At 67.8% G+C, this 24,735-nt stretch carries 23 protein-coding genes; 7 read left to right on the top strand and 16 right to left on the bottom strand.

Annotated elements, in window-relative coordinates:
- Nucleotides 1-49: 49 nt before the first annotated feature.
- Complete coding sequence (locus tag AC6I9V_RS11445; RefSeq protein ID WP_349412338.1) at nucleotides 50-1,426, bottom strand: glycoside hydrolase family 32 protein; 1,377 nt, start codon at nucleotides 1,424-1,426, stop codon at nucleotides 50-52.
- Nucleotides 1,427-1,523: 97 nt separating this feature from the next.
- Between AC6I9V_RS11445 and AC6I9V_RS11440 the strand changes: the two genes are divergently transcribed.
- Complete coding sequence (locus AC6I9V_RS11440) at nucleotides 1,524-2,522, top strand: phosphatase PAP2 family protein (RefSeq protein ID WP_349412339.1); 999 nt, start codon at nucleotides 1,524-1,526, stop codon at nucleotides 2,520-2,522.
- An 80-nt stretch (nucleotides 2,523-2,602) separates the two neighbouring features.
- Here AC6I9V_RS11440 and AC6I9V_RS11435 read toward each other — a convergent pair whose 3' ends face one another.
- The 5 genes from AC6I9V_RS11435 to AC6I9V_RS11415 form a co-directional block, all read right to left on the bottom strand.
- On the bottom strand, nucleotides 2,603-3,817 hold the full coding sequence (locus tag AC6I9V_RS11435; RefSeq protein ID WP_349412340.1) for an MFS transporter: 1,215 nt from the start codon (nucleotides 3,815-3,817) through the stop codon (nucleotides 2,603-2,605).
- Nucleotides 3,818-3,857: 40 nt separating this feature from the next.
- The gene (locus AC6I9V_RS11430) at nucleotides 3,858-4,592 is read right to left on the bottom strand and encodes a GAF and ANTAR domain-containing protein (protein ID WP_497899537.1); all 735 of its coding nucleotides are present in this window, start codon (nucleotides 4,590-4,592) and stop codon (nucleotides 3,858-3,860) included.
- A gap of 16 nt (nucleotides 4,593-4,608) precedes the next feature.
- A complete protein-coding gene (locus tag AC6I9V_RS11425) occupies nucleotides 4,609-5,901 on the bottom strand; it encodes a MinD/ParA family ATP-binding protein (protein WP_497899536.1) in 1,293 nt (430 codons plus the stop codon).
- A gap of 251 nt (nucleotides 5,902-6,152) precedes the next feature.
- Entirely contained in the window at nucleotides 6,153-6,950 is a 798-nt protein-coding gene (locus tag AC6I9V_RS11420; protein WP_497899535.1) for a LysM peptidoglycan-binding domain-containing protein, read from the bottom strand.
- Between the two features lie 794 nt (nucleotides 6,951-7,744).
- Nucleotides 7,745-8,560, bottom strand: coding sequence for an MBL fold metallo-hydrolase (locus AC6I9V_RS11415; protein ID WP_497899534.1), 816 nt, complete (start codon nucleotides 8,558-8,560; stop codon nucleotides 7,745-7,747).
- A gap of 670 nt (nucleotides 8,561-9,230) precedes the next feature.
- Here AC6I9V_RS11415 and AC6I9V_RS11410 point away from each other — a divergent pair.
- Nucleotides 9,231-9,500 carry a hypothetical protein gene (locus tag AC6I9V_RS11410; protein WP_497899533.1) on the top strand — a complete coding sequence of 90 codons (270 nt, stop codon included), beginning with the start codon at nucleotides 9,231-9,233 and terminating at the stop codon, nucleotides 9,498-9,500.
- 10 nt (nucleotides 9,501-9,510) lie between these two features.
- Nucleotides 9,511-10,641 carry an acyltransferase family protein gene (locus tag AC6I9V_RS11405; RefSeq protein WP_497899532.1) on the top strand — a complete coding sequence of 377 codons (1,131 nt, stop codon included), beginning with the start codon at nucleotides 9,511-9,513 and terminating at the stop codon, nucleotides 10,639-10,641.
- 54 nt (nucleotides 10,642-10,695) lie between these two features.
- Here the strand turns inward: AC6I9V_RS11405 and AC6I9V_RS11400 are convergent, their stop codons facing one another.
- From AC6I9V_RS11400 to pdhA, 3 genes are read right to left on the bottom strand one after another with little or no spacing between them, the layout of a single operon-like run.
- Nucleotides 10,696-12,111: a dihydrolipoamide acetyltransferase family protein gene (locus AC6I9V_RS11400; RefSeq protein WP_497899531.1), complete on the bottom strand. Its 1,416-nt coding sequence runs from the start codon at nucleotides 12,109-12,111 to the stop codon at nucleotides 10,696-10,698.
- Nucleotides 12,112-12,113: 2 nt separating this feature from the next.
- A complete protein-coding gene (locus AC6I9V_RS11395) occupies nucleotides 12,114-13,226 on the bottom strand; it encodes an alpha-ketoacid dehydrogenase subunit beta (protein WP_497899530.1) in 1,113 nt (370 codons plus the stop codon).
- On the bottom strand, nucleotides 13,223-14,440 hold the full coding sequence (gene pdhA, locus AC6I9V_RS11390) for a pyruvate dehydrogenase (acetyl-transferring) E1 component subunit alpha (protein ID WP_497899529.1): 1,218 nt from the start codon (nucleotides 14,438-14,440) through the stop codon (nucleotides 13,223-13,225). The genes AC6I9V_RS11395 and pdhA overlap by 4 nt, the downstream gene beginning before the upstream one ends.
- A gap of 159 nt (nucleotides 14,441-14,599) precedes the next feature.
- On the opposite strand from pdhA, the gene AC6I9V_RS11385 reads away from it, so the two are divergent.
- Together AC6I9V_RS11385 and AC6I9V_RS11380 are read left to right on the top strand one after the other, a co-directional pair.
- Complete coding sequence (locus AC6I9V_RS11385) at nucleotides 14,600-15,061, top strand: Lrp/AsnC family transcriptional regulator (protein ID WP_146336735.1); 462 nt, start codon at nucleotides 14,600-14,602, stop codon at nucleotides 15,059-15,061.
- A 179-nt stretch (nucleotides 15,062-15,240) separates the two neighbouring features.
- On the top strand, nucleotides 15,241-16,344 hold the full coding sequence (locus AC6I9V_RS11380) for an acyltransferase family protein (protein ID WP_497899528.1): 1,104 nt from the start codon (nucleotides 15,241-15,243) through the stop codon (nucleotides 16,342-16,344).
- On the opposite strand, the gene galU is transcribed toward AC6I9V_RS11380, so the two are convergent.
- From galU to paaA, 7 genes are all read right to left on the bottom strand, one after another.
- The gene (galU, locus tag AC6I9V_RS11375; RefSeq protein ID WP_497899527.1) at nucleotides 16,334-17,224 is read right to left on the bottom strand and encodes a UTP--glucose-1-phosphate uridylyltransferase GalU; all 891 of its coding nucleotides are present in this window, start codon (nucleotides 17,222-17,224) and stop codon (nucleotides 16,334-16,336) included. The genes AC6I9V_RS11380 and galU overlap by 11 nt on opposite strands.
- A gap of 97 nt (nucleotides 17,225-17,321) precedes the next feature.
- Nucleotides 17,322-18,101 carry an enoyl-CoA hydratase/isomerase family protein gene (locus tag AC6I9V_RS11370; protein ID WP_497899526.1) on the bottom strand — a complete coding sequence of 260 codons (780 nt, stop codon included), beginning with the start codon at nucleotides 18,099-18,101 and terminating at the stop codon, nucleotides 17,322-17,324.
- A 38-nt stretch (nucleotides 18,102-18,139) separates the two neighbouring features.
- Nucleotides 18,140-19,372 (bottom strand): 1,2-phenylacetyl-CoA epoxidase subunit PaaE, encoded by a 1,233-nt coding sequence (gene paaE / locus AC6I9V_RS11365; protein WP_497899525.1) that lies wholly within the window; start codon nucleotides 19,370-19,372, stop codon nucleotides 18,140-18,142.
- 15 nt (nucleotides 19,373-19,387) lie between these two features.
- The gene (gene paaD, locus AC6I9V_RS11360) at nucleotides 19,388-19,957 is read right to left on the bottom strand and encodes a 1,2-phenylacetyl-CoA epoxidase subunit PaaD (protein ID WP_497900306.1); all 570 of its coding nucleotides are present in this window, start codon (nucleotides 19,955-19,957) and stop codon (nucleotides 19,388-19,390) included.
- An 11-nt stretch (nucleotides 19,958-19,968) separates the two neighbouring features.
- The gene (gene paaC, locus AC6I9V_RS11355; RefSeq protein WP_497899524.1) at nucleotides 19,969-20,904 is read right to left on the bottom strand and encodes a 1,2-phenylacetyl-CoA epoxidase subunit PaaC; all 936 of its coding nucleotides are present in this window, start codon (nucleotides 20,902-20,904) and stop codon (nucleotides 19,969-19,971) included.
- Complete coding sequence (gene paaB / locus AC6I9V_RS11350; RefSeq protein WP_497899523.1) at nucleotides 20,901-21,263, bottom strand: 1,2-phenylacetyl-CoA epoxidase subunit PaaB; 363 nt, start codon at nucleotides 21,261-21,263, stop codon at nucleotides 20,901-20,903. Before paaB ends, paaC begins: the two co-directional genes overlap by 4 nt.
- On the bottom strand, nucleotides 21,260-22,291 hold the full coding sequence (gene paaA / locus AC6I9V_RS11345; RefSeq protein ID WP_497899522.1) for a 1,2-phenylacetyl-CoA epoxidase subunit PaaA: 1,032 nt from the start codon (nucleotides 22,289-22,291) through the stop codon (nucleotides 21,260-21,262). The genes paaB and paaA overlap by 4 nt, the downstream gene beginning before the upstream one ends.
- 218 nt (nucleotides 22,292-22,509) lie before the next feature.
- Between paaA and AC6I9V_RS11340 the strand changes: the two genes are divergently transcribed.
- Both AC6I9V_RS11340 and AC6I9V_RS11335 read left to right on the top strand, forming a co-directional pair.
- Complete coding sequence (locus tag AC6I9V_RS11340; protein ID WP_497899520.1) at nucleotides 22,510-23,601, top strand: LCP family protein; 1,092 nt, start codon at nucleotides 22,510-22,512, stop codon at nucleotides 23,599-23,601.
- 9 nt (nucleotides 23,602-23,610) lie between these two features.
- On the top strand, nucleotides 23,611-24,696 hold the full coding sequence (locus AC6I9V_RS11335; protein ID WP_497899518.1) for an LCP family protein: 1,086 nt from the start codon (nucleotides 23,611-23,613) through the stop codon (nucleotides 24,694-24,696).
- Nucleotides 24,697-24,735: the final 39 nt, after the last annotated feature.

Below are 24,735 nucleotides of genomic sequence, written 5' to 3'. Positions count from 1 at the left end.
CCGCCCCGGGCCGGACACGAGTAGCGGCTACTTGTCTTGGGCGGCAGCGCTACGTGGTCGCTGGCTGCCGCAGCTCCCAGACATCGGCTGCGGCGCCGTGCGGCAGTTCCAGTCGCCACTGTTCACCGGGCGCCGGGTAGGCGCGCAGCGTCGCCGGCACCGAGCCGTGGCGGTAGACCTCCACAATCGAGCCGTCCACGAAGATCCTCAGCTCGTCGCCGCCGGCCACGGTGTCCGCGAAGACCGGGCGGGACTGCGCCGCGGAAGCCAGGACGAGCCGGATCCTGCCCTCCCCGCCGGTGACCACGGCTTCGGCTGCACCTCCCGGCAGGCGCAGTGTTCCGGCGGCGCCCTTGGCGCGCAGCGCGCCCCGGTACCCGCGCAGCTCCGGCGCCGGCTCAACGGCGAGGGTGCCGCCGTGCACGGCCAGCTGCCGGGGGAAGGTCAGCAGCCCTGCCCAGCCGGCGGCGTCCGTTTGCTCCTGCCCGCGACCGGCGCGCCCGTCCAGCCCCGATACCTCGTTGGACCAGCCCCACAGCAGGGCGCGGTCCGGCAGGGACAGGATTTGTGGCGCATAGAAGTCGGGCCCCAGGTCCGCCTTGCCGCCTTTCGCCGGGGTGAAGACCGGCAGCCCGGTGACGGGGTCCTCGGCGAGGGCCCCCAGCAGGTAGCCCACACCGTTGGAGTGGTGGTGGTAGTCCGAGGAGAGCCAGAGGGAGACCATCAGCAGCCAGGTTTCCGCCCCGGAGGAGTCCGGAACACGGACCAGCTGCGGGCATTCCCAGATCTCCGCCGGAAGGTGCCGGGCCGCCAGGGCATCCTCGGTGCTGAACCAGATGCCTTCGTAGCGCCAGTCGTCCAGCTTGTCGGCGCGGTAGAGCAGCACGGCCGCGTGACCTGACGCCAGGCCAGCGCCCTGGAGGGCGTAGCGCCGGCCGTGGAAGGTGAAGAGATAGGGGTCGCGCACCGCCGTGACGTGGGGGTCCGCGGGTACAGGCGCGGCCACCTGCCCTTCCTGCCGCCACTGCGTCAGTCCTTGGGATCCCCGGGCCAGGACCACCTGGGAGTGCCCGCCCGCGGTGCTGACGCCCGAGGACGCCGCGGTGGGCACGCCGCCGTCGTCTGTCACGACGCCGGTCCAGCAGCCCAGCGCGTCCGGACCGCCGGGCTGGGGCCGGAGCGCCACGGGGTGTTCTTCCCAGCGGAGCAGGTCCGGGGAGCTCAGGTGGCCCCAGCAGATCCGGTCGTGCCGCGCCGAGTCCGGGTTGTACTGGAAGAACACGTGGTACCTGCCGCCGAGGTAGCACAGGCCGTTGGGATCGTTGATCCAGCCCTGCGCCGGCCGAGGATGGAAGCGGGGGAAGGCGGGGTCCGGGTGCTGTGCCGCTGCGGCGGCCGCGTCGGTGCCGCGTTCCAGGTTGCTCATGGGACGACTCTGGTCCGGTTCGCGCCGCCGGTCAATCCTGCCGGTTCCCGGCCGACCGTCAGGCAGGTCCTAGCGTTCTGTGGGAACCTGTATAGCGATGAGTTTTCGGCAGGAACGCAGCAGCGGTCAGGCGGCACCCGGCATCAGGCGGGACCGCTTCCCCGGACGCGCCCCGGCGCGTCCCGGCGGACACCCCTCGACGCCGCCGGCCCCGGAGCCCTCCCGTCCGGGCGGGGCCGCCGGCTTCCTCTTCCTGCTGGCAACCCTTGGCTGCGCCGCCGCCCTCGCCGCCACATATTACTTCTTCGTGCGCACCACCACCGGCCAGTTCATTGACGAATCGGCGCTGGTCGAGGCTGTGGAAATCCACGGCGCCGCCGGCAAAGCCAGCAACAAACTCCTCGACTGGCTCCCGGCCCTGTCCGTGCTGATCGCCTCGGTGGTGGTCCTGTTCGTGACGGTGGCCCGCCGCCGCTGGAGGGCCGCCGGCATCGCTGTGCTGGCCGCCACGGGCGCCAACGTCGCCACCCAGGTCCTCAAGGACCTGGTCCCGGTCCGTCCGTTCCGCGGCATCGAGACCCTTGAGCTCAATTCCCTCCCTTCCGGCCACACTACGCTGGCCGCCTCCGCCGCGGCCGCAGTGTTCCTGATGGTGTCGCCGCGCTGGCGGCCGCTGGCGGGGTTCCTGGGCGGCAGCTTCGCCGTCGCCACCGGGGTGTCCACGCTCATCAACCAGTGGCACCGGCCCGCCGATGTGGTGGCGGCGTTCCTGGTGGTGGGGGCCTTCACGCTGCCCGCGGGCTGGCTGATCATGCGCACCGGACGCCGCTGGAATGTCTGGGAGGGCTACAACAGCCACTGGGCGTCCGCTCGGCTGTGGGTCGCCGTCCCGGTGCTGGCCGGGCTAGCCTCCGCCGCCGTGGCCGCCTACTCGCTGCTGAAAATCGCGCCCGGGCCGGGCCAGGAAGGCAGCACCACCAACTACTTCTGGGCAGGCACCTCGCTGATCGTTATTACCGGCTACCTCGCCACGGTCGCCCTGGTGTGGTTGTTCGGCCACGCCGCACGACGCCGGACCCAACTGACTCGCAGCTAAGGCCGTTTTGGGCGCTGAAAACGGCCCCAGCTGCGAGTCAGTTGGGACACAACGGCTTGGGGAAGCGCGCCTGGGAACCCTCAGTAGTTCCGGCGGTGCCGGAGCCGGGGGATGGTGATGGCGAAGACGGCGGCAGCGGCGAAGCCCAGCACGCCGGTGGCCCCCACCCCGGCCCCGAGGGAGGCGGCGGCCGTGACGCCGGAGAGCAGCACCGGGCCGCCGGTGGCGCCGGCGTCGGCCAGGAACCGCCAGATCCCGAGGAACTGGCCGCGCCCGTTGTCCGGCGAGAAGTCGGCGCCGAGGGTCATGTTCAGCCCGGAGCTGATGCCGTTGCCAAAGCCGATCAGGAGCGCCGCGAGCAGCAGGCCCACGAATCCGGTGCTGAGCGGGATCAGCAGCAGGGCCGTGCCCATAATGAGCGTGGAGGGCACCGCCACCCACTGGCGGCCCTTGCGGTCCATCAGTTTGCCGGCCGGGTAGAAGACCAGCATGTCGATGGCCCCGGAGAGGCCGTAGATCAGCGAGGCGCCGGTCGCGTCCATGCCGAGGTGATCGGCCCAGAGCGGGATCACCACCTGGCGGGAGGCACGCAGCGCGCTCAGCAGCAGCACCCCCATGCCCACACTCAGGAACACCCCGGCGTGGGAGGCCGCGACGCTGCGCAGCGTCGGCTGCCGGACGGGGGTACCGTCCGCCGGGGCGGCCGCCGCGACGAGGTCGGGGATGGTCATAGACAGGGCCGCGGCGGCCGCCATCGCCACCACGCCTGCCCAGTAGGCCGCGCTGATGCCGCCGAACGGCATTACCGCCGCGCCGATGAACGGGCCGATGAAAATGCCGATCCGGTTCACCCCGCCCAGGGTGGAGAGCGCCCGGGCCCGGAGGATCACCGGAACCGCCTCGGTCAGGTACTTCTGCCGGGCCAGGCTGAACACGCTGGCGGCCATACCCACCACCACCATCGCCGCGGCCAGCAGCCAGATCCCGTCCGGCACCAGTGGCGCCAGGGCGGCGGCGGCGAGGGCGACGGCGCTCGCGGCCGCCGCGCCGACGATCGCCCAGCGCTCGCCGAACTTCAGGGTCAGGAGCGACGCGGGCAGGTTGAAGAACCACGAGCCCAGCCCGATCAGTGTCACGATCAGCGCCGCGACGGCCACCGAGGCGCCGAGGTCCCGGGCGGACAGGGCCACCACGGGCAGGATCGCGCCCTCGCCGATGCTGAACAGCAGGGCCGGGCCGAAGGCGGGGACGGCGATGCTGCGGAGGCTGAAGGTTGCGGGGCGTGTGGTGGTCATCCCCTTCATCCTAGGGCCGCACGTTCAGCAGGCCGCAGGGTCAGCCCTCGAAGTGCGTGTGGATTTCCTCACCCGTAACGTTCCCCAGCACCTCGGCGGCGACGTCGCGGAGCTTTTGGTTCCGGTTGCTGGAGACCCGGGTGAGGATGGCCATCGCGTCCTCCTGCGAGCACCGGTTCTGCGCCATGACGACGCCGCACGCCAGGTCGATGGAGGTTCGGTGCTCCATGGCGGCCTGCAGGTTCTCGGCACGGGTCTGGGCGGTCCCGATCCGGACGGCCAGGCGCAGCGCCCGGCCGGCGATGTCGGCCAATCCGGCGGCCTCGGACACAACTTCGGCGGTAAAGACGCCGGTCGCGGGAGCGAAGAAGTTCAGCGCCGCCGTGGAGTCGTCTCCGATTTCCAGCGGGACGCCAAGGGTGCTCCGGCAGCCGTGCGCGGCGAGCTGTTCCTGGTATTCCGGCCAGCGCGGGTCGGTGGCCACGTCGGCAAGGAGCACCACGGTCTTCGTCCGCAGCGCCTCGATGCAGGGGCCCTCCCCCAGGCTCTGCTCGATCTGGTCCAGCATCACCGCGGTGGGGCTGGACCCTGCGACGGTCATCGTCTTTCTGCGTCGTTGGAGGGTCACGCCGCATTCGATATCCGTCCCGGCGAAGTGGCTCAGGGTTGACGCAGCGAACTCCGAGAGCCCATCCAAGAAGTCCTCAACGGTTTCGGTGCCCTCAACGAGGTCTTGCAGATGGACGGTGGCCTCGCCCTCGACGTACTTACTCATGGCCTAAATCTAGCGGCTAAACGTAGCCGTCGACGATCGCCGCGGCGATCTCCCGGTACGCCCGCCGCGTCTCCGGCCGCAGAGCATCGAGGGTGACGAGGTCGCCGTCGGCCACGCCGCGGTCATGCGGGACGGCGATCAACTGGCGGCAGATGCCGGAGAGGTGGTCCTCGATGGCGTCCTTGTCCACCCTTGAGGAGACTTCGTCCTTGTCCGTGATGACCACAACGGCGTTCCGCGCGAGGTCCTCGTAGCCGTGGCTGGCGAGCCAGTGCAGGGTGCTCCGGGCGCGCTTGGCGCCGCTGACGGCGTAGCCGGCAGCGATGATGAGGTTGTCCGCGGACTGCAGGATCCCGCTCATGGCATTGTGGGTCACCCCGGTGCCGCAGTCGGTGAGGGCCACGGAGTAGTAGCCGGAGATCAGCTTGCGGATGCGCAGGTATTCCTGGGCGGTGAGCGAATCGGAGACCTCCGGGTCCTGTTCCCCGGCGATCAGGTGCAGGCGTCCGGCATGGTGCATGTACCGGGCCAGGGCGGTCAGCGAGTCGATGGATTCGACGTTGCGGAGCAGGTCGCTGATGGTCCGCGGGGTCTGCTGCTGGTAGATCCCTTCGCCGAGGGCGCGCTCCACGAGGTCGCCGGAGTCCGGGTTGGCGTCGATGGCGCACGGCGGGTCGCCGCGGTATTCGGCCAGGGTCAGTCCGACGCCGACCGTGGTGGAGGTCTTGCCGATGCCGCCCTTGAGGCTCAGCACCGCGGTGTTGTAGCTGCCCTGCAGCTGGCGGGAAATCCGCCGCGCGAGCTCGTCCTCTTCACGCTGCCGGGCGCTCGGGCCCAGGTTCAGGCTGCCGCCCGTCAGGTTGTAGAGGGTGCCGCGGAGCCCGCCGACGGGCCGGGGCTTCTGTTCCCGGACGAAGAGGCCCGGCGAGCTGATGAAGTCCGGGATCGGCGCCTCGGCCAGGGCGGCGGCCCGGCTGGCGGAACGGGTGGCACGGGCCGGCGGCGGCGGCACGTTGCCGGGCGCAGATTCAACGGCCGGGTCCGGGCTCCGGTTCGGGGCCGCCGCGGTCTCGTGCGGTTCTGGCTGCGCTGTTGGTGCCTGCGGGGCCGCCGACGTCGGCGCGCTGGCGGGAGGAAGTGGCGCCGCGGGAACCTGGCTGATCACCGGAGTGGCGCCGGTGGCCGGGTAGCCAAAGCGCTCATCAGCGGCCTCCGCGGCTTGGGCCCACGAGCTGCTGCGCGGCGGAGCCGGGCGGGTGGGGGGTTCCGTGGCTTCCGCGGGGACACTGCGGGGATTGACGACCGGCATGGTTCCTGTCCGGGCAGCCGAGTTCTCACCGTCGGCGCGACGCAGGTCGCGGCGGCGGCGGAGTTCAGGCTGTCCTGCATTTTCAGCAGTGGTAGCTGAGTTGTCTTCCACCGGTTCGGGCATGGTCTGGTTTCCCCCCAGGACCCACAGCGGAGCACGCTGCGGCGCTTGTTGGAACTTCTTTCAAGCATCCAGTCTAGGTGCAGCCCCAATGCCCGACGGACCAGCGGAGAAGCCGCACTGCGGCCAGGCTAGTTGAGAGCTATCAGCAGCATCTGGTTTGTGCCCGGGATGCAGGTCTGCAGGATGGCCCGCGGGAACCCGCCGAACACCGCGGCGACGTCGTTGGTCGAGCCGCCCTGTCCTACCTGGCCGCGGCCCGTTGCCGTGTAGGTGCCGTAGCCGGAGACGACCACCGTTTCGCCGACGCTGATCCCCGAGAACCTCGCCCAACCTCCGCAGAAGTCGTGCTCGGTGATGAAGAGCGAATACGCATCGGTCGGGGTGAAGTGGATGGGGCCGATGCACCGGTCCACCATGGCCTGTCCGCCCGAGCCGGCCACAAGGATGGTCCGCGCGGCCGGGGCAACAGCCGTCGCGGCGGCGGCAGCAGGAGCCTCTGAGGGTGCGGGTGCCGCCTCGGCGGCGGCTATCGCGGGACCTGAGAGTTTGAGCGTCTGGCCGGGCATGATGGGAGTGAACGCGCCCAGTCCGTTTGCTGCCAGCACCGTGGCGACATCCAGTCCGAACCGGGTGGCGACGGCGCCGACGGTGTCCCCGGGCGCTACAACGTACTGGTTGCTCTCGATGGGACTGGCCGCAGCGGCGTCTGTTGGCGCAGCCGGCGCGGCCACGGGAGCCGGGACCTGGGCGGCCGGAACCTCCGGCGCCGGGCTGGAGGGGACGGTACTGGGTACAGTGGCACCGGCCGGGGCCAATTTTTGCTCCGCGACCGAGTCCTCAGTGCCCGCGGCCACCTCGGCGGCCGCCGTCGCCGCAGCCGGCCCGGGCGCCTGGCGCCCCTGCATGGCCGCGGCCGGCCAAGCCACCAAGAGGACCATGGCCGCCAGCAGCAGCCTGAGGATCGTTTGCAGCTTCCGACGATTTCCCGAAAGCTCATGACGTCTGGGAGCCATCTGCACCAGCCCGACCTAAAACTAGGCGGTTCAACCAGGGCCCGATTTTGGGTCCCTAGGGAACCTCAGGGCAGCTGCCCACCCGGCAGGATCGCGGTGGCAGAACCCCTGGACTGGCCAGAAGCCGGAGCAGGTGCGCTGCTCCGACGGTACCGACCGGGGGGTGCCCGCACACGCGTAGTCATGTACTTCATTTCCAGGCCACACCACTTGGTCTGAGCGAACTCCCGCTGGCCAGCGGGGTCTGGACTAACGGGGTGCCAGCGCCAGGACCACGACGGCGGCGGTGGCCACCGCGAGGACCGTCAAGGCGGCGTAGGCCCACCACTTGGGCCGGCTGCGGTGGGGATTAATATCGATGTACGGCAAAACTAAGGCACCTGACGTTGAAGGGCGGACGCGTGGCGCTTGCGTTTCACGCAAATCGCCACATAGAACACAGCAGCGAGGAGTAGCGTGCTGCCTAGAAGGGCACAGAGCCCAAGGACATAGCCGGGCAATGTCAAAGGTGAGACCTCCTGAGTACAGCGGCACCATTGATGCGCGGCCGGGATCAGCATCTTCCGGGCGAGCTGAGCGCTGACTGAATTGACCCCTCGAACGCGGGTCCTCCACGAGGTTACGCAGCGGCTTCGAGGGTTGTCGATTCGGCGCGCTAAAAGGTTCCGCAGGCTTTGCGCAGCATGGGGACAGGATTCTCGCAGCCCTCAGTGGTGCGCGCGGGTTTCCTGCAGGCGCCGGATGAACCACCGCGACTGCTCCGGGCCGTAGGGCAGGATCGGGATCGCCTTGGTGGCGTCGTTCGGCGTCTCGCGGGTGGCCTGGGTGGCCTGCCGCACCGCCGTGCTCATGGTGTTGGCCATGGTCTTTACGAACTGGTCGCTGCAGGGTTCGCCGTGGCCCGGGACCAGGAATTCGTAACGGTGACGCAACGCGGAAATGTGCCGCAGGGCATCTGCCCATTCCTCCGGAAAGGAATCCTCAAAAGACGGGTGCGCGCCCTGCTCCACCAGGTCGCCGGCGAACAGCGTGGTGCCCGTCCCCACCAGCAGGTCACCGTCGGTGTGGCCGCGGCCCAGGTAGAACAGGGTGGCCGTCTGACCGCCCAGATCCACCAGGACCGGCTGGTCCTTGACAATCGCGTTCGGGACCACGAGTTCCACGGAGGTCCCCTCGCCGGCGGCCATTTCCGGTTCCGCCGCCTCCACGAGGTGCCGCTGGGCGTCACCGTTCTCTTGAATCTCGGCGGCACAGTTTTGGTGCCCCCAGAACTCGCTCACGCCGCTGTCGGCGAACACGGCGTTGCCGAAAAAGTGGTCGTAGTGGGCGTGCGTATTGACCACCACCAGCGGCAGCAGGGTCTTTTCCCGGACGGCGTCCAGGATCTCGCGGCCCTGCCGGGGCCCGCCGCCGGTATCGATCACCATGGCACGTTCGGTGCCTACGATCAGCCCGGTGTTGAGCAGGGATCCTTGGGTGGTCAGCACATAGTTGTCCTGACCGACCTCGAGCCATCGTGACATGAAATCTCCGTAGTCCGGCGCTGCGCCGGCATGGTTGGTGCGATGTTCAGGCCTCGATTCTACCCAACGCAGCCGACCGGGGCCCGGAGCCGACCGGCAGGCGTTTTTTCCGGCGCCCGGCCGCGAACCGGCTACGCCGCTAGCACGTGCGGGTCATCGCGAGGCAGACCACAACAAGTGTGACTGCGGCCAGGACTGCTAATTCGGACAGCTGCGCGATGTGCGAGGCCCGGTGCCTGGAGATGCGCTTGAGCTCGCTTGTGTGAATTTAGTAGCCAGAACTCATCTGTCCACACTCCCCACCCCCGCTTCATCAACTGCCGCGGGTTCTGGGCGCCAACCAACATAATGGCGGCGTTCGCAAACGCCAACCCAGGCGTCGCGTACGACAACACGGACGGCATCGGCGCGACCACCGACCGCACCAGCACTGACGGCATTCCGGACTCGCCCGTCAGCTTTCTTACCCGTCGGCAACCAACCTCACGGCAAGGGGAACCGTCAACAACGGCTTCACAAACGGCATCGCGGACTACATCGACGGGCGAAAGCAGGGGCGTTACCACATTTACCCCGGCACTCGTGGGAGCACCACAGCAGGGGTGCCGACGCATGCCGCGCAAACCGGGCGGATCATCGTTGACGGAAAAATCGCCCGCGCTTCGTCCGGTTGGCAGGCACGTTCGATTCAACTATTGCCGGCACCCTCGAAATCACAGGGCGTCCCCTCGCGTCGTCATCTGACAACATCGCTGCTGGAACGGTGGGTTATTGGCAGCTCGCCAACGTGACAAAGAGGACGGTCTCCTATTCGGCCGGTGGGTCACCAGAAATCCCGCTCGGCATTGAGGGGGCTGCCTCGCTCGGCGGCATCGACACCGCCAGCCTGCGGACAACGGCCTTCGAGTTGTGGATCGACATCACATACGAACTGCCGTAACCATTAGGTTTTGGCGAAGCAGAGCGCAGACTCTGCTACGCCAACCCAGAAAACGCCCAACTGGATTAAGATTACGCCCATGAAAACATGGGGGAAAAAGAAGGACTTATCCATTGACACCCTGCGTGGCATAGCCGTCATCTTCATGGTGGCCGGCCATGTCGTCGGAGCGGAAGCAGACGACGGCATGCAGGCACCCGACGACTCACCTTGGCGCTTCATTTTCTGGGGCTTGCAGGACATCCGTATGCCACTTTTTACGGTACTCTCGGGGTTCGTCTACGCGGCCCGACCTACACAGGACTGGCCGCAGTACGGCTCGCTCGTCAGGGCGAAGGTCAGGCGCGTGCTCCTGCCACTGCTGGTGGTCGGCACTCTTGTGTTCCTGGCTAAGCTCCTGAACCCATCTAGCACCTCGGGTATCGGGCCCGGGGACTGGTGGAAACCCTACTTACTGGGCACCGATCACATTTGGTTCCTGCAGGCCATTTTCCTGATTTTCCTCATTACGGGCATGCTGGATGCTCTCGGAGCCCTGAAGACCAAGGGTTATTGGCTCGCCGCGACGGCACTCTCGGCACTCCTTTACATCAGCTCGCTCGTGCCATCTATTGCACTCTGTGGAATCGGCCCGGCCCTTCGACTCCTGCCGTTCTTCCTGATCGGGTACGGACTAAAGAGGTTCGCCCCAGAACTGTCCTTGCTCTCGCTTTCCGCGCTCGTTGCCCTATTCACAGCTACCTTTGCGCCGCGAATGATGACGCTCACTGGGGCATTCGAAATCGAGGATATCCGCTTAGACCGCGCCTTAGCTGTGGTGATCGGCGCCTCGTCAATACTCGTCCTCTTCCACTTCAGGAAGACCCTAACGAACGGCTTCCTATCTTGGGTGGGCGGTTACGCCTTCGGCATCTACCTGTTCCACTACTTTGCCCTACAGGCGGTCTGGATAGGTTCTGAGGCGATCGGGCTGGGCAATGAGTTCGCGCTCTTCGCCATAGGACTAACGCTAGGCATTGGACTGCCAATAATTCTCCAGATCATCACTCGTCCCTCAAGGGCAGCTCGGCTTGTTCTCTTCGGCGAGAAGTACGCGCCACGAAAAGAACGCGCAAGAACGGCTGCCGCCTCAGTCCATTAGGGCCACTCCTAACAGAGGCAACATAAGACCGGCTAAGCGCTATCCAAGGCAGCACTACAGATCCGCCAGCACCGACCCCGGGTTTTCGATCGCGTCGGCCACGAAGCGCAGGAAGCCGCCGGCGGTCCCGCCGTCGCAGACGCGGTGGTCGAACGTGAGGGTCAGCTCGGTGACCTTGCGGACGGCGAGCTCGCCGTGGACCACCCAGGGTTTGTCAATGATGCGCCCTACGCCCAGGATCCCCACCTCGGGGTGGTTGATGATCGCCGCCGAACCGTCGACGCCGAAGACGCCGTAGTTGTTCAGCGTGAAGGTGCCGCTGCCGAGCTCCGCCGGGGTCGCCTTGCCCTCGCGCACGACGGCGGTGAGGCGGCGGATCTCCGCGTCCAGTTCGCGGGCACTGAGTTTGTCCGCGTTGCGCACCGAGGGGACCATCAGGCCGCGGTCGGTCTGGGCCGCGAATCCGAGGTTGACGCCGTCGAAGGCCACGATCTCCTGGGATGCCCCGCCGGCGGTGTCCTCGGTGGTCACGATCCGGGTGTTCAGCGCCGGGTATTTCTTGAGCCCGGCGGTGACAAACCGTGCGATGAACGCCAGCAGCCCCGGAGTATTGTGCGGGTCCGCCTTTTTCAGCGCGGCCCGCATTTCCACCAGCGCGGTGGCGTCAACGTCCACCCAGACGGTGGCTTCCGGGATTTCGGACCGGCTGCGCGCCATGTTCGCCGCGACGGCCTTGCGCACGCCGCGCACCGGAGTCCGCCCGGCAATGCCCAGCCCGGTCCGCGAGTCGGTGCCGCCGGCCGGGGCCGGGGCTTCCGTTCCGGCCGGAGCCTCGGCCGGATGATCCGCTGCGGAAGGCTTGATGGCGGCCTCGACGTCGCGCCGCATGATCAGCCCGCTGGCCCCCGACCCCTGGAGTTCCCCCAAATCAACCCCATGGTCCCGAGCCATCCGCCGGACCAGCGGAGAAATAACCGCCCCCAACTTCCCAGGAACCCGCGTCCGCATCAGCACCAAATCATCGGCAGCCTTCTCAGCCTCGGACACCCCGGAAAGCGATTCGGCAACGGCCCGCTTCGGAGCCCGACTCCGCCGAGCAACCCCATGCCCGCCCGGTGTCCCGTACCCGATCAGCACATTCCCGGACCCGGCCTTCTCCTCCTCGCGGTAAGCCTCGGCAGCAACAGCAGCCGGCGAGTCGGCAGCAGCACCAGCAGCAGAACCCTCAACCGGAGTGACCGAGATCAGCGGCTTCCCGACGTCGAGCGTCTGCCCGGGCTCGCCGTGCAGCACGGCGACGGTCCCTGCGTACGGGGACGGAACCTCCACCATGGACTTAGCCGTCTCCACCTCGGCGATCGGCTGGTCGACGCGGATCTCATCGCCCACGGCCACGAGCCAGTTGACGAGCTCGGCTTCGGTGAGGCCCTCGCCGAGGTCCGGCAGGAGGAATACTTTCGGTTCGCTCATGGTCAGTCTTCCCACTGGAGGTCGTCAACGGCGTCGAGGATGCGGTCCACGCCGGGCAGGTAATAGTGCTCGAGTTTCGGCGCCGGGTAGGGCACGTCGAATCCGGTGACCCGGCGGATCGGGGCGGCGAGGTGGTGGAAGCAGCGCTCCTGGACCCGGGCCACGATTTCCGAGGCCACCGATGCGAAGCCGTGGGCCTCGGCGATGACCACGGCACGGCCGGTCTTGCGGACCGAGGCGCAGACTGTCTCGTCGTCGAACGGCACAATCGAGCGGACGTCGATCACCTCGAGCGAGCGCCCTTCCTCGGCGGCCGCCGCGGCGGCGGCGAGCGCTGTCGGGACGGACGGTCCGTAGGCGATCAGCGTCGCGTCGGTGCCGGGGCGGGCGACGGCGGCCCGGCCCTCCGAGGACGTGCCCCGTTCGGTGTTCGCCGCGTGCTCGGCACGGAGCGCGTCCAGGTCCACCTGGTCCTTGGACCAGTAGAGCTTCTTGGGCTCCATGAACATCACGGGATCATCGGAGTCGATGGCCTCGCGCAGCATCCGGTAGCCGTCCGCGACCGTGGCCGGGGTGAAGACCTTGAGCCCGGCGGTGTGGGCGTAGTACGCCTCGGAGGAGTCGCAGTGGTGTTCCACTCCCCCGATGCCGCCGGCGTACGGGACCCGGATGACGATGGGCAGCTTGATGGCGCCCTTGGTGCGGTTGTGCATCTTGGCGACGTGGCTGACGATCTGTTCGAAGGCCGGGTAGGCGAACGCGTCGAACTGCATCTCGATGACTGGGCGCATGCCGTTCATGGCCATACCCACGGCCATGCCCACGATGCCGGACTCGGCCAGCGGGGTGTCGAAGCAGCGGCTCGTCCCGAAGGTCTTCGTGAGACCGTCCGTGATGCGGAAGACGCCGCCGAGCATGCCGACGTCCTCACCGAAGACCAGGACCGACTCGTCCGCGTGCATCGCGTCGGCCATGGCGGTGTTGAGCGCCTTGGCCAGGGTGATGGTCTGCGGGCCGGACTTTTCGGCTTCAACGGCGGCCTTCGCGGCTGCGCGGGCGGTCGCGGCGCTAACGTTGCCGTTCGCCTCGGAGGACGTGGTGACGGTGGGGCTCATTTCGCGGCCTCTTCCCGGGAGAGCTCGTCGGCGAGCAGGGCGGACTGTTCCCTCAGCTGGGGTGTGGGGGTGGAGAAGACGAATTTGAACAGGTCCAGCGGTTCCACCGGGACGTCTTCGCTGAGGCCTTCGCGGAGCGCCGTCGCGACCGTTTCGGCCTTGTCGGCGATCCGGGCGGCGCCATCGTCGTCGAGCAGTCCGCGGTCCGTCAGATAGGTCTTCATCCGGCTCAGCGGGTCCTTGGCCACCCATTCGGCCACTTCGCTGTCCTGGCGGTAGCGGGTGGCGTCGTCGGCGTTGGTGTGGGCCTGCATCCGGTACGTGTGGGCTTCCACCAGCAGCGGGCCGGAGCCCTCGCGGGCCAGCTTCACGGCCCGGCCCAGCACGGCGAGGAGGGCCACAATGTCGTTGCCGTCCACGCGTTCGCCGGCCATGCCGTAGCCGACCGCTTTGTGCGCGAGCGACGGCGCCACCGACTGGTGCGCCAGCGGTACGGAGATGGCGTACTGGTTGTTCTGGACGAAGAAGACCACCGGGAGGTGGAAGACCGCGGCGAAGTTCAGCGCCTCGTGGAAGTCGCCTTCGCTGGTGGCGCCGTCGCCGCACATGGCCAGGACAACGGTGTCCTCGCCGCGGAGTTTGGCCGCGTGGGCGACTCCGACGGCGTGCAGCAGCTGGGTGGTCAGCGGGGTGCACTGGATGCCGACCTTGTGCCTGGCCGGGTCGTAGCCGCCGTGCCAGTCGCCGCGGAACAGCGTCATGGTCTGGACCGGGTCCACCCCGCGGGCCATCACGGCCACCGAGTCGCGGTAGGTGGGGAACATCCAGTCCCCGTCGGACAGGCAGAGCGCCGCCGCGACCTGGCAGGCTTCCTGGCCGTGGCTCGAGGGATAGACGGCCATCCGGCCCTGCCGCACCAGGGCGGAGTTCTGGTCGTTGACGCGGCGTCCGACGACGAGCTGCTCGTAGGCGGCCAGCAATTCCGCATCGCTTGGGAGGCTGTATTCGTGGCCGGGCTGCGCGCCCTGCTCCGTGTCCGCATTCAGGGCACCGTCCGGGCCCACGATCTGGATCGGGTGGCGGGCCGGGAGCATGTAGTCCTCGACCGTGATGCCGAACTTGCGCACGGCCTCGCTGGCGGCGTTTTCCGCCGGCGCGGCGGGCTCCTCCGCGTTCGAGGGCTGCTGCGCAGTGTGGTCTGCGGAGATCGTCATTGGTCCGTCCTTCTGTAGCCACTATTCGCCTCCAGTATGGTCCGGGATGCTATTTCGTATCCACCTCCGGGCAGAATCATGGAGAAGTCCCGAATATTGCCCTAATCTTGAAGACAGAATGTAAGTGTGAGCTGGATTACCGGCGGGGGTTGTAGACAAATGGCAGGCACGGAACCGGAGCAGGCGGTACCGCTGGACGACGTGGACCGGAACATCATCGCCGAGCTGACCAGGGACGGGCGGATGTCCGTGACCCAGGTGGCGGAGAACGTGCATATTTCCCGGGCCCACGCCTATACCCGGATCGCCCGGCTGACCGGCGAAGGTGTGCTGACCAAGTTCACGGCGCTGGTGGATCCGATCAAGGCCGGCCTGAAGTCCTCGGCCTATGTGACGCTCAAGGTGCGCCAGCATTCCTGGCGGGAACTGCGGGAGTTGCTCCGCGCCATCCCCGAGGTGCACCACATTGCCCTCGTGGGCGGGGACTTCGACGTGATCCTGCTGGTCCGCGCGGTGGATAACGTGGACCTGCGCCGGGTGATCTTTGACCAGCTGCAGTCCATGCCCGGGGTGCTGGACACCCAGACCTTCCTGGTGTTCGAGGACCTGGATACCCGTTAGGCGGCCGTGTCCGACCCCTCCGCCCGGCGCCCGGAGGCCTCGCCACCGTAAGACTATGGACGGGCAAACGGCCATCCCGTAGGCTGGCGGCTCAGGCGGCAGCAGGGTCAGAGGCCGCATGTATGGGGGGGATTAACCTGTCCGTCGAGAATGGTCTCCGCGCGAATGATGCGCGCCGGGTGAAGCTGCCGTGGGTGGATTTCGCCAAGGGTCTCTGCATGGTGCTGGTGGTGTTGTTCCACTCCGCGCTTTTTATGGAAACACAGGTCAACGGCGACGTCGTGGGCTTCTGGTGGCCGGTGAGCGAGGCGCTGAGCCCCATCCGGATGCCGCTCTTCTTCTTCATCTCCGGGCTTCTCAGCGTCAGCGCCCTCGGCAAGGGCCTGGGCCAGTCCCGGCAGCGCACCCTCGGCCTGTACTACGTCTACCTCATCTGGACGTTCCTGTTCCTGATGCGGCTCTGGCTGCCTCTCTCGCGCAACGGCGCCCCGGCCCCTTCCGCCGGCGACCTGGTCCTGAGCCTGCTGCTCCCGACGTCGTTCTGGTATCTCTACGCGCTGCCGGTCTTCTTCCTGGCGTCCTGGCTCCTGACGCGGGCGCTGGGCCGGTTCAGCGCCTACGTCCTGATCCCGCTGGCGCTGCTCAGCGCCCTCTCGCCGTTGCTGGAGCCACTGACGCAGCCGATCGTCACGGCCCCGCTGGACGCGCTGAAGGTCCCCTCGCTGGCAACCCACTTCGTCTGGTTCTACCTCGGTGTCCACGGCCGGGGCCTCTGGGACCGGCTGATGGCTTCGGCCTCGTACGGCCGGCTGTCCCTGGCCGCCGCCGCGTACACCGCGCTGGTGGCCCCGATGATGCTTTTCGACCTGAAACTCGAACTGAAGGTGCCGCTGTCCTGCCTGGCGCTGTTCGCCATGGCGCAACTGGTGGCCCTCGTACGGATGGACGCACGGGTCCCCCGCTGGCTGCAAAACCTCGGCAGCCAGACGTTGCCGGTCTACATTTTCCACATCTTCCTGATCTCGGTGATCAGCGCCCTGGTCAAGGTCAGCGGCCTGCTGCATCTCCTGCAGTCGAACCTGCCCCTTTCGAATGCGCTGCTGCCGCCGCTCATGACGATCCCGATCGTGGTGGCCACGGTGTGGCTCGGGAAGCTGATCCGGTCCGGCCCGCTCTGGTGGTTGCTCCAGGCGCCCCCGGCGCTGGTGGGACGCAAGCCGGCCAGGACGCCGGTAGCCGCCGAGGTGCCCGGCCCGGCGCAGGCGGGACCCGTCAGTTCGTGAAGGCCTTGAGCCAGGTCTTGAGTTCCTCGCCGAAGTCGACGCGCTCGGAGGCGATCGAGATGACCGCCTTGAGATAACTCAATTTGTCTCCGGTATCGTAGCGGCGGCCCCGGAAGATGACCCCGTGGACCCCGCCGCCGTCGGCGTCGGACGTGGCGAGGACCTGCAGGGCGTCGGTCAGCTGGATTTCCCCGCCGCGCCCGGGCGGTGTGTCCTCCAGGACATCGAACACGGCCGGGTGCAGCACGTAGCGGCCGATCACGGCCAGGTTCGACGGCGCTTCCTTCGGGGAGGGCTTCTCGACCAGGCTGTTGACCTGGAAGTACTCCTGCCCGGGCACCGGTGAGATGTCCGCGCACCCGTAGGCGCTGATCTGCGCCGGGTCCACCTCAATCAGGGCGATCACGGACCCGCCGGTCTGCTGTTGCACGTCCATCATCGCGGTGAGCAGTTCATCGCGTTCGTCGATTAGGTCATCGCCCAGCAGCACGGCGAACGGCTCATCGCCCACGTGCTGGCGGGCGCACAGGACCGCGTGCCCCAGCCCCTTCGGATCGCCTTGGCGGAGATAGTGGAGCGGTCCGAGGCTGGAGGCGTACCTGACCGCTTCGAGCCGGTCCAGGTCGCCCTTGTCCTCAAGCGTCCGCTCGAGGGTGGGCTCCCGGTCGAAGTGGTCCTCGAGGGCCCGTTTCTGGCGGCCGGTGATCATCAGCAAATCGCTCAGGCCGGCCCGCATCGCCTCTTCGACGACGTACTGGATGGCCGGCTGGTCCACCACCGGCAGCATTTCCTTGGGCATCGCCTTCGTGGCCGGCAGGAAGCGCGTCCCCAATCCGGCCGCGGGTATAACAGCTTTTCGAACCGGTTTCCCCAACGTCATATCCGCACTGTACAAGCGCGTTCTGAAAATGAGAATGGCTGCAATGAAAGACAAGTACCGCGGCAGCCCGGCCCGTCCGGGCCGCCCCGGGAGGGCGTTAGCCCTTGAAAACAGGGGTGCGCTTCTCCTGGAACGCCCGGAAGCCCTCGGCGTAGTCCTCGCTCTTGCAGAGCCGGGCCTGCTCGGCGTTCTCTTCTTCCATGGCTTCCCAGAGGCCCAGCCGCTGGTCGCGGAGGTGCGCCACCAGCTCCTTGCTGGCGTTGAACGCGCCGATTGCACCGGCGGCCACCCGGGCGACGATGCCGCGGGTGGTCTCCAACAGTTCGTCCGCCGGCATGGCACGGCTGAACATCCCCTGCGCCACCGCCTCGGAGCCGCTCATAAGCTCGGCGGTGTAGATCAGGTCCAGGGTGCGGTGCATGCCGAGCCGCTCGGTGAAGTACCAGTGCCCGCCGGAATCCAGGGTGGCGCCCAGCTTGGCGAAGGGGGACCCGAACTTGGCATTCTCGGCAACGTACACCACGTCCGTGGCGAGCAGCAGCCCGAGCCCCACGCCGAGGCAGGCTCCCTGCGCAGCGGCGAAGGTGGGGGCCGGGAAGGCACTCATCTTCTTCAGCAGCGGCTGGACCAGCCCGCCCAGGTAGGCCTGGGCGTCGTCGCTTTCCGGGGTAACACCGGCGATGTCCCTCCCCGCACAAAAGGCGCGGCCCTCGCCACGGAGCAGCAGCGCCCGGACCTCGCCGCGAGCGGCGGCCGCGGCGGCGTCGTCGTACGCCTGTGCCAGATCCTGCAGCGCCTGCTCATCGAGTGAGTTCAGCTTCTGCGGTGCGTCCAGGACGATCTCGGCGACGGCGTCGGCGATGGTCAGGGAAATCATGCGGCTCCTTGGCTGCGTGGGGCGGGCGTCGAAGAAACTTAGACGTCGAAGTCGACGGTGACTTCGGGGGTGGTGGGATGGGACTGGCAGGTGAGCACATAGCCCTTGTCCAGTTCATCCTGTTCCAGGGCGTAGTTCTCGTCCATCGTGACCGAGCCGGTGACCACCTTGGCGCGGCAGGTGCCGCAGACCCCGCCGGCGCAGGCGAACGGCACGTCGGGCCGGACCCGGAGGGCCGCGTTCAGGATCGATTCGCGGGCGTGCGTCGGGCTGGCCACCTCGCCCTGGAGGCCGTCGAGTTTGAAGGTGATCTTGTACGTGGCCTGGGACTCGTCCACGATCACCGGCCGGCCGGCGTTGCCCTCGGGACGGTCCGGCTTGCCGGTGGTGAACAGTTCGAAGCGGATGTGGTCCGGGTTGACGCCGCGCGCCGCCAGGGTGTCCCGGCACAGCTGGACCAGCTCGAACGGGCCGCACAGGAACCACTCGTCGACGTCGTCGGCGTGGATGGCGGTCCCCAGCAGGGCCTGCAGCTTCTCCGCGTCGATCCGGCCGCTGAGCAGCGGGGCGATGCGCTGTTCGCGGGAGAGCACATGGTGCAGGGCGAGCCGGGACGGGTACTTGTCCTTCAGGTCGGCAAGCTCCTCGAGGAACATCACGTCCATGGCAGCCTTGTTGGCGTAGATCAGGTCGAAACGGGTGTCCGGGTGTGCCGCGAGCAGGGTGCGGGCGATGGCGATCACCGGGGTGATGCCGGATCCGGCGGCGATCGCGACGAAGGAGCCGGCCTCCCCCGCCATCGCCTCGGCCATCTCCTCCGGGTGGTTCATCGAGTTCATCAGGTTCTGCTCTTTGCCGTCCCGGCCGTGCCTGGACACGAAGGCGCCCATCGGGCTCATCACGTCCAGGACATCGCCGGCCTTGAGCTCGGCGTTGGCCCAGGTGGAGAACACGCCGCCCAGGTCCTTTTTGATGGCGACGCGGATTTCGCTGCTGCCGTCGTCGAAGCTGCGCGGCTCGGCGCAGATGGAGTAGCTGCGCCGGACTTCCTTCGGTTCGCCGGACTCGTCCGGCAAGGTGGTGCGCAGCGCGACGTACTGGCCGGGAAGGTAGTCGAACTGGCCCGCCAGCTCAGCCGGCACACCGAAGGTGACCTCGATCGCGTCGTCGGTGAGGCGGCGGACCTCGTCCACCGCCAGCGGATGGAAGGACGCACGACGGCGGCCGGTGGCTGCAGCCGTTTCAGCGGCGGTCTGGCGGACAACAGTCATGGGGGCACCTGTTCCTTACAAAACTTTGAAGTAGTCGAACGGTTCCTTGCAGTCCTGGCAGACGTAGAGCGCCTTGCAGGAGGTGGAGCCGAAGCGGGTGAGTTCCTTGGTGTTCAGCGACGAACACTGCGGGCACTTGACGGCGAGGGACAGCCGGACAGGGCCGGCGTGCCGCAGTGCGTTGGAGTGTCCGGAGGGCGGCGCGATGCCGTACTCCTCCAGCTTGGCTTTGCCGGCCTCGCTCATCCAGTCGGTGGTCCACGCCGGGGACAGCACCAGCTCCACGTTGACGCTCGGGTAGCCTTCGCGGGTGAAGGCAGCCGTGAGGTCGTCGCGGATGGTGTCCATGGCGGGGCAGCCGGAGTAGGTGGGCGTGATGGTGATGTGGACCGTGGGGACCATCCCGCCGTCGCCGGCGGCTGGTTCCTTGGTCACCGCGACGTCGCGCAGGATTCCGAGGTCCTCGATCGTCAGGACCGGGATTTCCGGGTCGCAGACCGTGGCGGCGAGGTCCCAGGCCTTCTGCTCTGCAGTCTTCTGCTCCCCGTGAGCCGACGACGCGGCCGTGGGATGGCTGACATACATCTCCGGCATGGTTACCAGCTCGCTCCGGGGAATTCGCGCGCCAGCACTTGCATTTCGGCCAGCAGGTAGCCCAGGTGTTCGGAGTGGAGTCCGCGGCGTCCGCCGCCCGGGGCGGGCTGGACCTGCGGAACGTCGAGTTCCGCCTCGGCGAGCACTTCGCCGGTGAGCCGGTCGAAGTCGGCACGCAGGCTGGAGGGCTGCACGGCGGCGCCGGTCTCGCTGAGCCGGGCGGTGAGCTCGTCGTCGCGGAACAGCTCGTCGACGTAGGGCCAGACGACCTTGAAGCCGTGGATCATCTTCGCGCGGGACTCATCCGTGCCGAGCGCCAGGCGCTGCACCCACTGGGCGCTGTGGTCGCGGTGGTAGTCCACTTCCTTGACGGCCTTGGCGGCGATGCCGGCGAGGGTGGCGTCGGTGGATTCGACGAGCCGGCGGTACAGCTCGAACTGGTAGTAGCTCACCACGAACTGCCGGGCGATGGTGACCGCGAAGTCGCCATTGGGGATTTCGAAGATCTCGACGGAGCGGAATTCGTGCTCGCGGCGGAAGTAGGCGAGGTCGTCCTCGCTGCGGGCCGAGCCGTCCTCTCCGAGGGCGCCGCCGGCGTAGCTGAGGAAGGACCGGGCGTGGCCCAGCTGGTCCAGTGCGATGTTGCCCAGGGCGATGTCCTCTTCGAGCTCCGGGGCGCGGGAAATCCAGTGGCCCAGGCGCTGCGAGAGGACCAGTGCGTCGTCGCCCAGGCGCAGGGCGAACTCGGCAACGTCCTCGCTGGGCTTGGCGGTGCCGCGGCTGACGGCCAGGGCGATGTCCTCCGGGCGGAGGGCGTTGCCGGGGGTGATGCGGGTGGCGCTGGCGGTGGCCTCGCCAGTGCCGCTTGCTCCCGCGACGCCGACGTTGAGGTCGCCATGGCCGGTTGTTTCTGCTGCCGTTTCAGATGAGGTGCTCACAGGTGCTTCACACCCTCACTCTTGGTGTAGTAAGTCGCGTGCCGGTAGTCCTTGCCCTGCGGCGACTCGAAGAACGCGCCCTTGGCGTCCGGGTCGGACGAGGCGATCGCGTCCGCGGGGACTACCCAGATGGACACGCCTTCGTTGCGGCGGGTGTAGAGGTCGCGGGCGTTGCGCAGGGCCATGGCGGCATCCGGCGCGTGCAGGGAGCCGGCGTGGACGTGGGAAAGGCCGCGGCTGGAGCGGACAAAAACTTCCCAGATGGGCCAGACGTTGCCTGCGTGCGGTTCGGGGGTTGGGGCCACGATGACAGGGGTCTTCGGCCGAGCTTGCGAGGTTGGGGAGTCATTGGGGATCATGCTGCGGATTCCTTCTCTGCTTGCTTCCGGGCCTGCTTTTCCGCGTACGCGGCAGCGGCTTCGCGCACCCAGGCGCCGTTGTTGTGGGCTTCGCGACGCCGTTCCAGGCGCTGGGCGTTGCACGGTCCCCGGCCGGCCAGGACTTCGTGGAACTCATCCCAGTCCAGCGGCCCGTGCTCCCACTTGCGGGTTTCCTCGTTGAAGCGGATGTCCTTGTCCGGCAGGGTCAGGTCCAGGACTTTGACCTGCTCCATCATCATGCCGACGAAGCGGTTGCGGAGCTCGTCGTTGCTGAAGCGCTTGATGTTCCAGGCCATGGACTGCTTGGAGTTGGGCGAGTCGTCATCCGGCGGGCCGAACATCATCAGCGCCGGGGCGTACCAGCGGTTCACGGCGTCCTGCGCCATCTGCTTCTGCTCGGGCGTGCCGTGGGAAAGTTCGAGCAGGATCTCGAAGCCCTGGCGCTGGTGGAAGGATTCTTCCTTGCAGACGCGGACCATGGCGCGGCCGTAGGGGCCGAAGGAGGCGCGGCACAGCGGCACCTGGTTGGCGATAGCGGCGCCGTCGACCATCCAGCCGATGGCACCCATGTCCGCCCAGGTGCGGGCGGGGTAGTTGAAGATGGAGGAATACTTGGCCTTGCCGTCCATCAGGTCCTGCATCATCTGATCGCGCGGCTGGCCGAGGGTCTCGGCGGCGGAATACAGGTACAGGCCGTGACCGGCCTCGTCCTGAACCTTGGCCATCAGGATCGCCTTGCGCTTAAGGCTCGGGGCGCGGGAGATCCAGTTGGCTTCCGGCTGCATGCCGATGATCTCCGAGTGCGCGTGCTGCGAGATCTGGCGCAGCAGGGTTTTGCGGTAGGCCGGGGGCATCCAGTCGCGGGGCTCGATCCGCGAATCCTCCGCCATGACCTTGTCGAAATACGCCTGGCCCTCGGCATCACGGCGGGCCGCGTCCTCGGGGCTCATTTCGTGCCGTGCCGGCGATGGCCCGGCGGGCACTGACTGCAGGGTCTGCGATGCCATGGTTGCTCCTATGCGTTTCCGATAAATAATTACCGACCGTTCGTTCAGGATATGCGGAAGGCGGGAAGCGAGTCAAGGACCAGAGGACTCAAGGAAAACCCAAGGTCCGCCGGATAGCGTCTGCCTGACCGACTGCAGCGGGGTCTCCCGACGATCCTCGCCGGACGTTGCACGAAGTTCAGGGGACGCTCATGTCGACGCGTGCAGCATTTGATTTGATGGAAACACAAGGCCCCGGACGTCTGCCGGTGTCGACGCAGCTGGTGCCGGCGGCCCAAACCGGCGGGCGGAAGCTCCGGCGACGCACGCTTCTGGTCGCGGTCCTGACCGTCCTGCTGATGGGTTCCAGCGCGGTCGGGGCCTATCTGCACTCGTTGGCGCAGATCTACGACACCCAAACCATCAAGATCGTAAACGCCTTTCCCCCCGATGCCCTCCGCGTCGCTCCCCCGACCGTCCCCGTAGGCGCGGAACGGCCGATGAACATCCTGCTGATGGGAAGCGACAGCCGCGACACGTCCCAGGGCGGGGCGTCGGCCAAGGCGGCCGCCGGGGAGGCATCCAACCAGCGCTCAGACACACTCATGCTGCTGCACATCCCCTCGGACCGCAGCCACGTCTACAGCGTCTCGCTGATGCGCGATCTTTGGGTCGACATCCCGGACCACGGCAAGGCCAAGATCAACGCCGCCCTGGCCTTGGGCGGAGTCCCGTTGATGGTCCGGACGGTCGAGGGACTGCTCCAGCAGCGGATCGACCACGTGGTCAGCATCGACTTCGAAGGGTTCAAGGGCCTCACCGACGCCCTCGGCGGCGTCGAAGTCGACGTGAAGGTGCCCTTCACCGCCGACCGCAACCGAAAATACGCTTTCACCGAAGGCAAGAACATGCTCAACGGCGCCCAGGCCCTGGCCTTCGTCCGCGAGCGCTACGCCTTCGCCGACGGCGACTACCAGCGGGTGCGCAACCAGCAGACCTTCCTGCGGGCAGTCATCGCGAAAACGTTCAACGGCGGCACTCTCGGAAACCCGGTTACCCTGCACAACGTGCTCAGCGCCGTTTCCCCCTACCTCAGCGTTGCTCCCGGCCTGGATTCCGTCGAGGTGGCCCGCCTGGCGTTCAGCCTCCGCGGCGTCCGGGGCGGAGACGCGGTCTCCTTCACCCTTCCCACCGCCGGCATTGGCACCTCCGCAGACGGCCAGTCAATCGTGCTGCCGGATGTCGCTGCCATCGAGGAGATCAAGGCGGCGCTCACCGCCGACAAACTGGGCGAGTACACTGACGCCAAGAACTTCGGCCACGGCAACTAGAGGGACTATATGGCACAGGAACCGCCGGACCCGCAAGGTCCTGACGGGCGAGCCCTCCCGGCGGCTGACGGCTGGAACCGGCGTCGGAGGTTGGCCGCCGCGGCGGCCGCGGCCCTGCTGGTGATCGCCGTCGTCATCACGGCCGTGGTCCTGTCCCTGCCGAAGCCCGAGGCGGCAGCCCCGCCCACTGCCGCCCCTCCCACCACCGCTTCGCCGACGCCGACCCCCACCCCGACGCCGACGCCCACCCCCACGCCTGAACCGGCCCCGACGGACCTGAATATCCTGCTGATCGGCAGCGACAGCCGCGTCAACGCCCGCGGCGAGGCCTTGGCCGGCAACGGGTCCGACCAGCGCGGCGACGTCCTGGTCTTCCTCCACCTCCCGGCCGACCGGCAGAGCATCTACGGCATCTCGCTCATGCGCGATCTGTGGGTGGACATCCCCGGTTATGGCGGGGCGAAGGTCAACGCCGGGCTTGAGCGCGGAGGGATTCCGCTGCAGACACAGACCGTGGAGTCCCTGCTGGGCCAGCCGATCCAGCACACCGTGATGGTCGACTTCGAGGGCTTTGCCGCCCTGATCGACGTGCTGGGAGGAATCGACGTCGACGTGACGCGGCCCTTCACCGGCACCATTGAGACCCAGCACTACTTCGGGCCTGGCGTGAACAAGCTCAGCGGCGCCCTGGCCCTCGATTTCGTCCGCGAGCGCAAGGCGTTCTCCGATGGCGACTACCAGCGGGTCCGGAACCAGCAGACCTTCCTCAAGGCCGTGCTCGCCAAGGCGCTGGGGAGCGGCGTCCTGGTGGACCGCGGGACGGTTCACTCGTTCGTGACAGGCGTGCTGCCCCACGTTTCGGTGACTCCGGGGCTGACGCAGGAAACCCTGGAACGGCTGGCCTTCAGCCTGCGCAGCGTCCCGGCAGGCAACGGGACGTTCTTCACGCTTCCGACGGCCGGCATCGGCACGAGCTCTGACGGCCAGTCAATTGTGCTGCAGAATCCCGGCGCCACCGCCGAGGTGGCCGCCGCGCTGGCCTCCGGCGGGCTCGCCAACTATGTGGCCTCCCACGGTTTCCAGAACGGGAACTAAGGGTGCGCCCCATCCGGTCCGGGGGGACCGGTCCAGGAG

It is taken from the genome of Arthrobacter sp. SlRoot2-15 (assembly GCF_059739345.1).
This window is presented reverse-complemented; position numbering and strand designations above follow the sequence as displayed.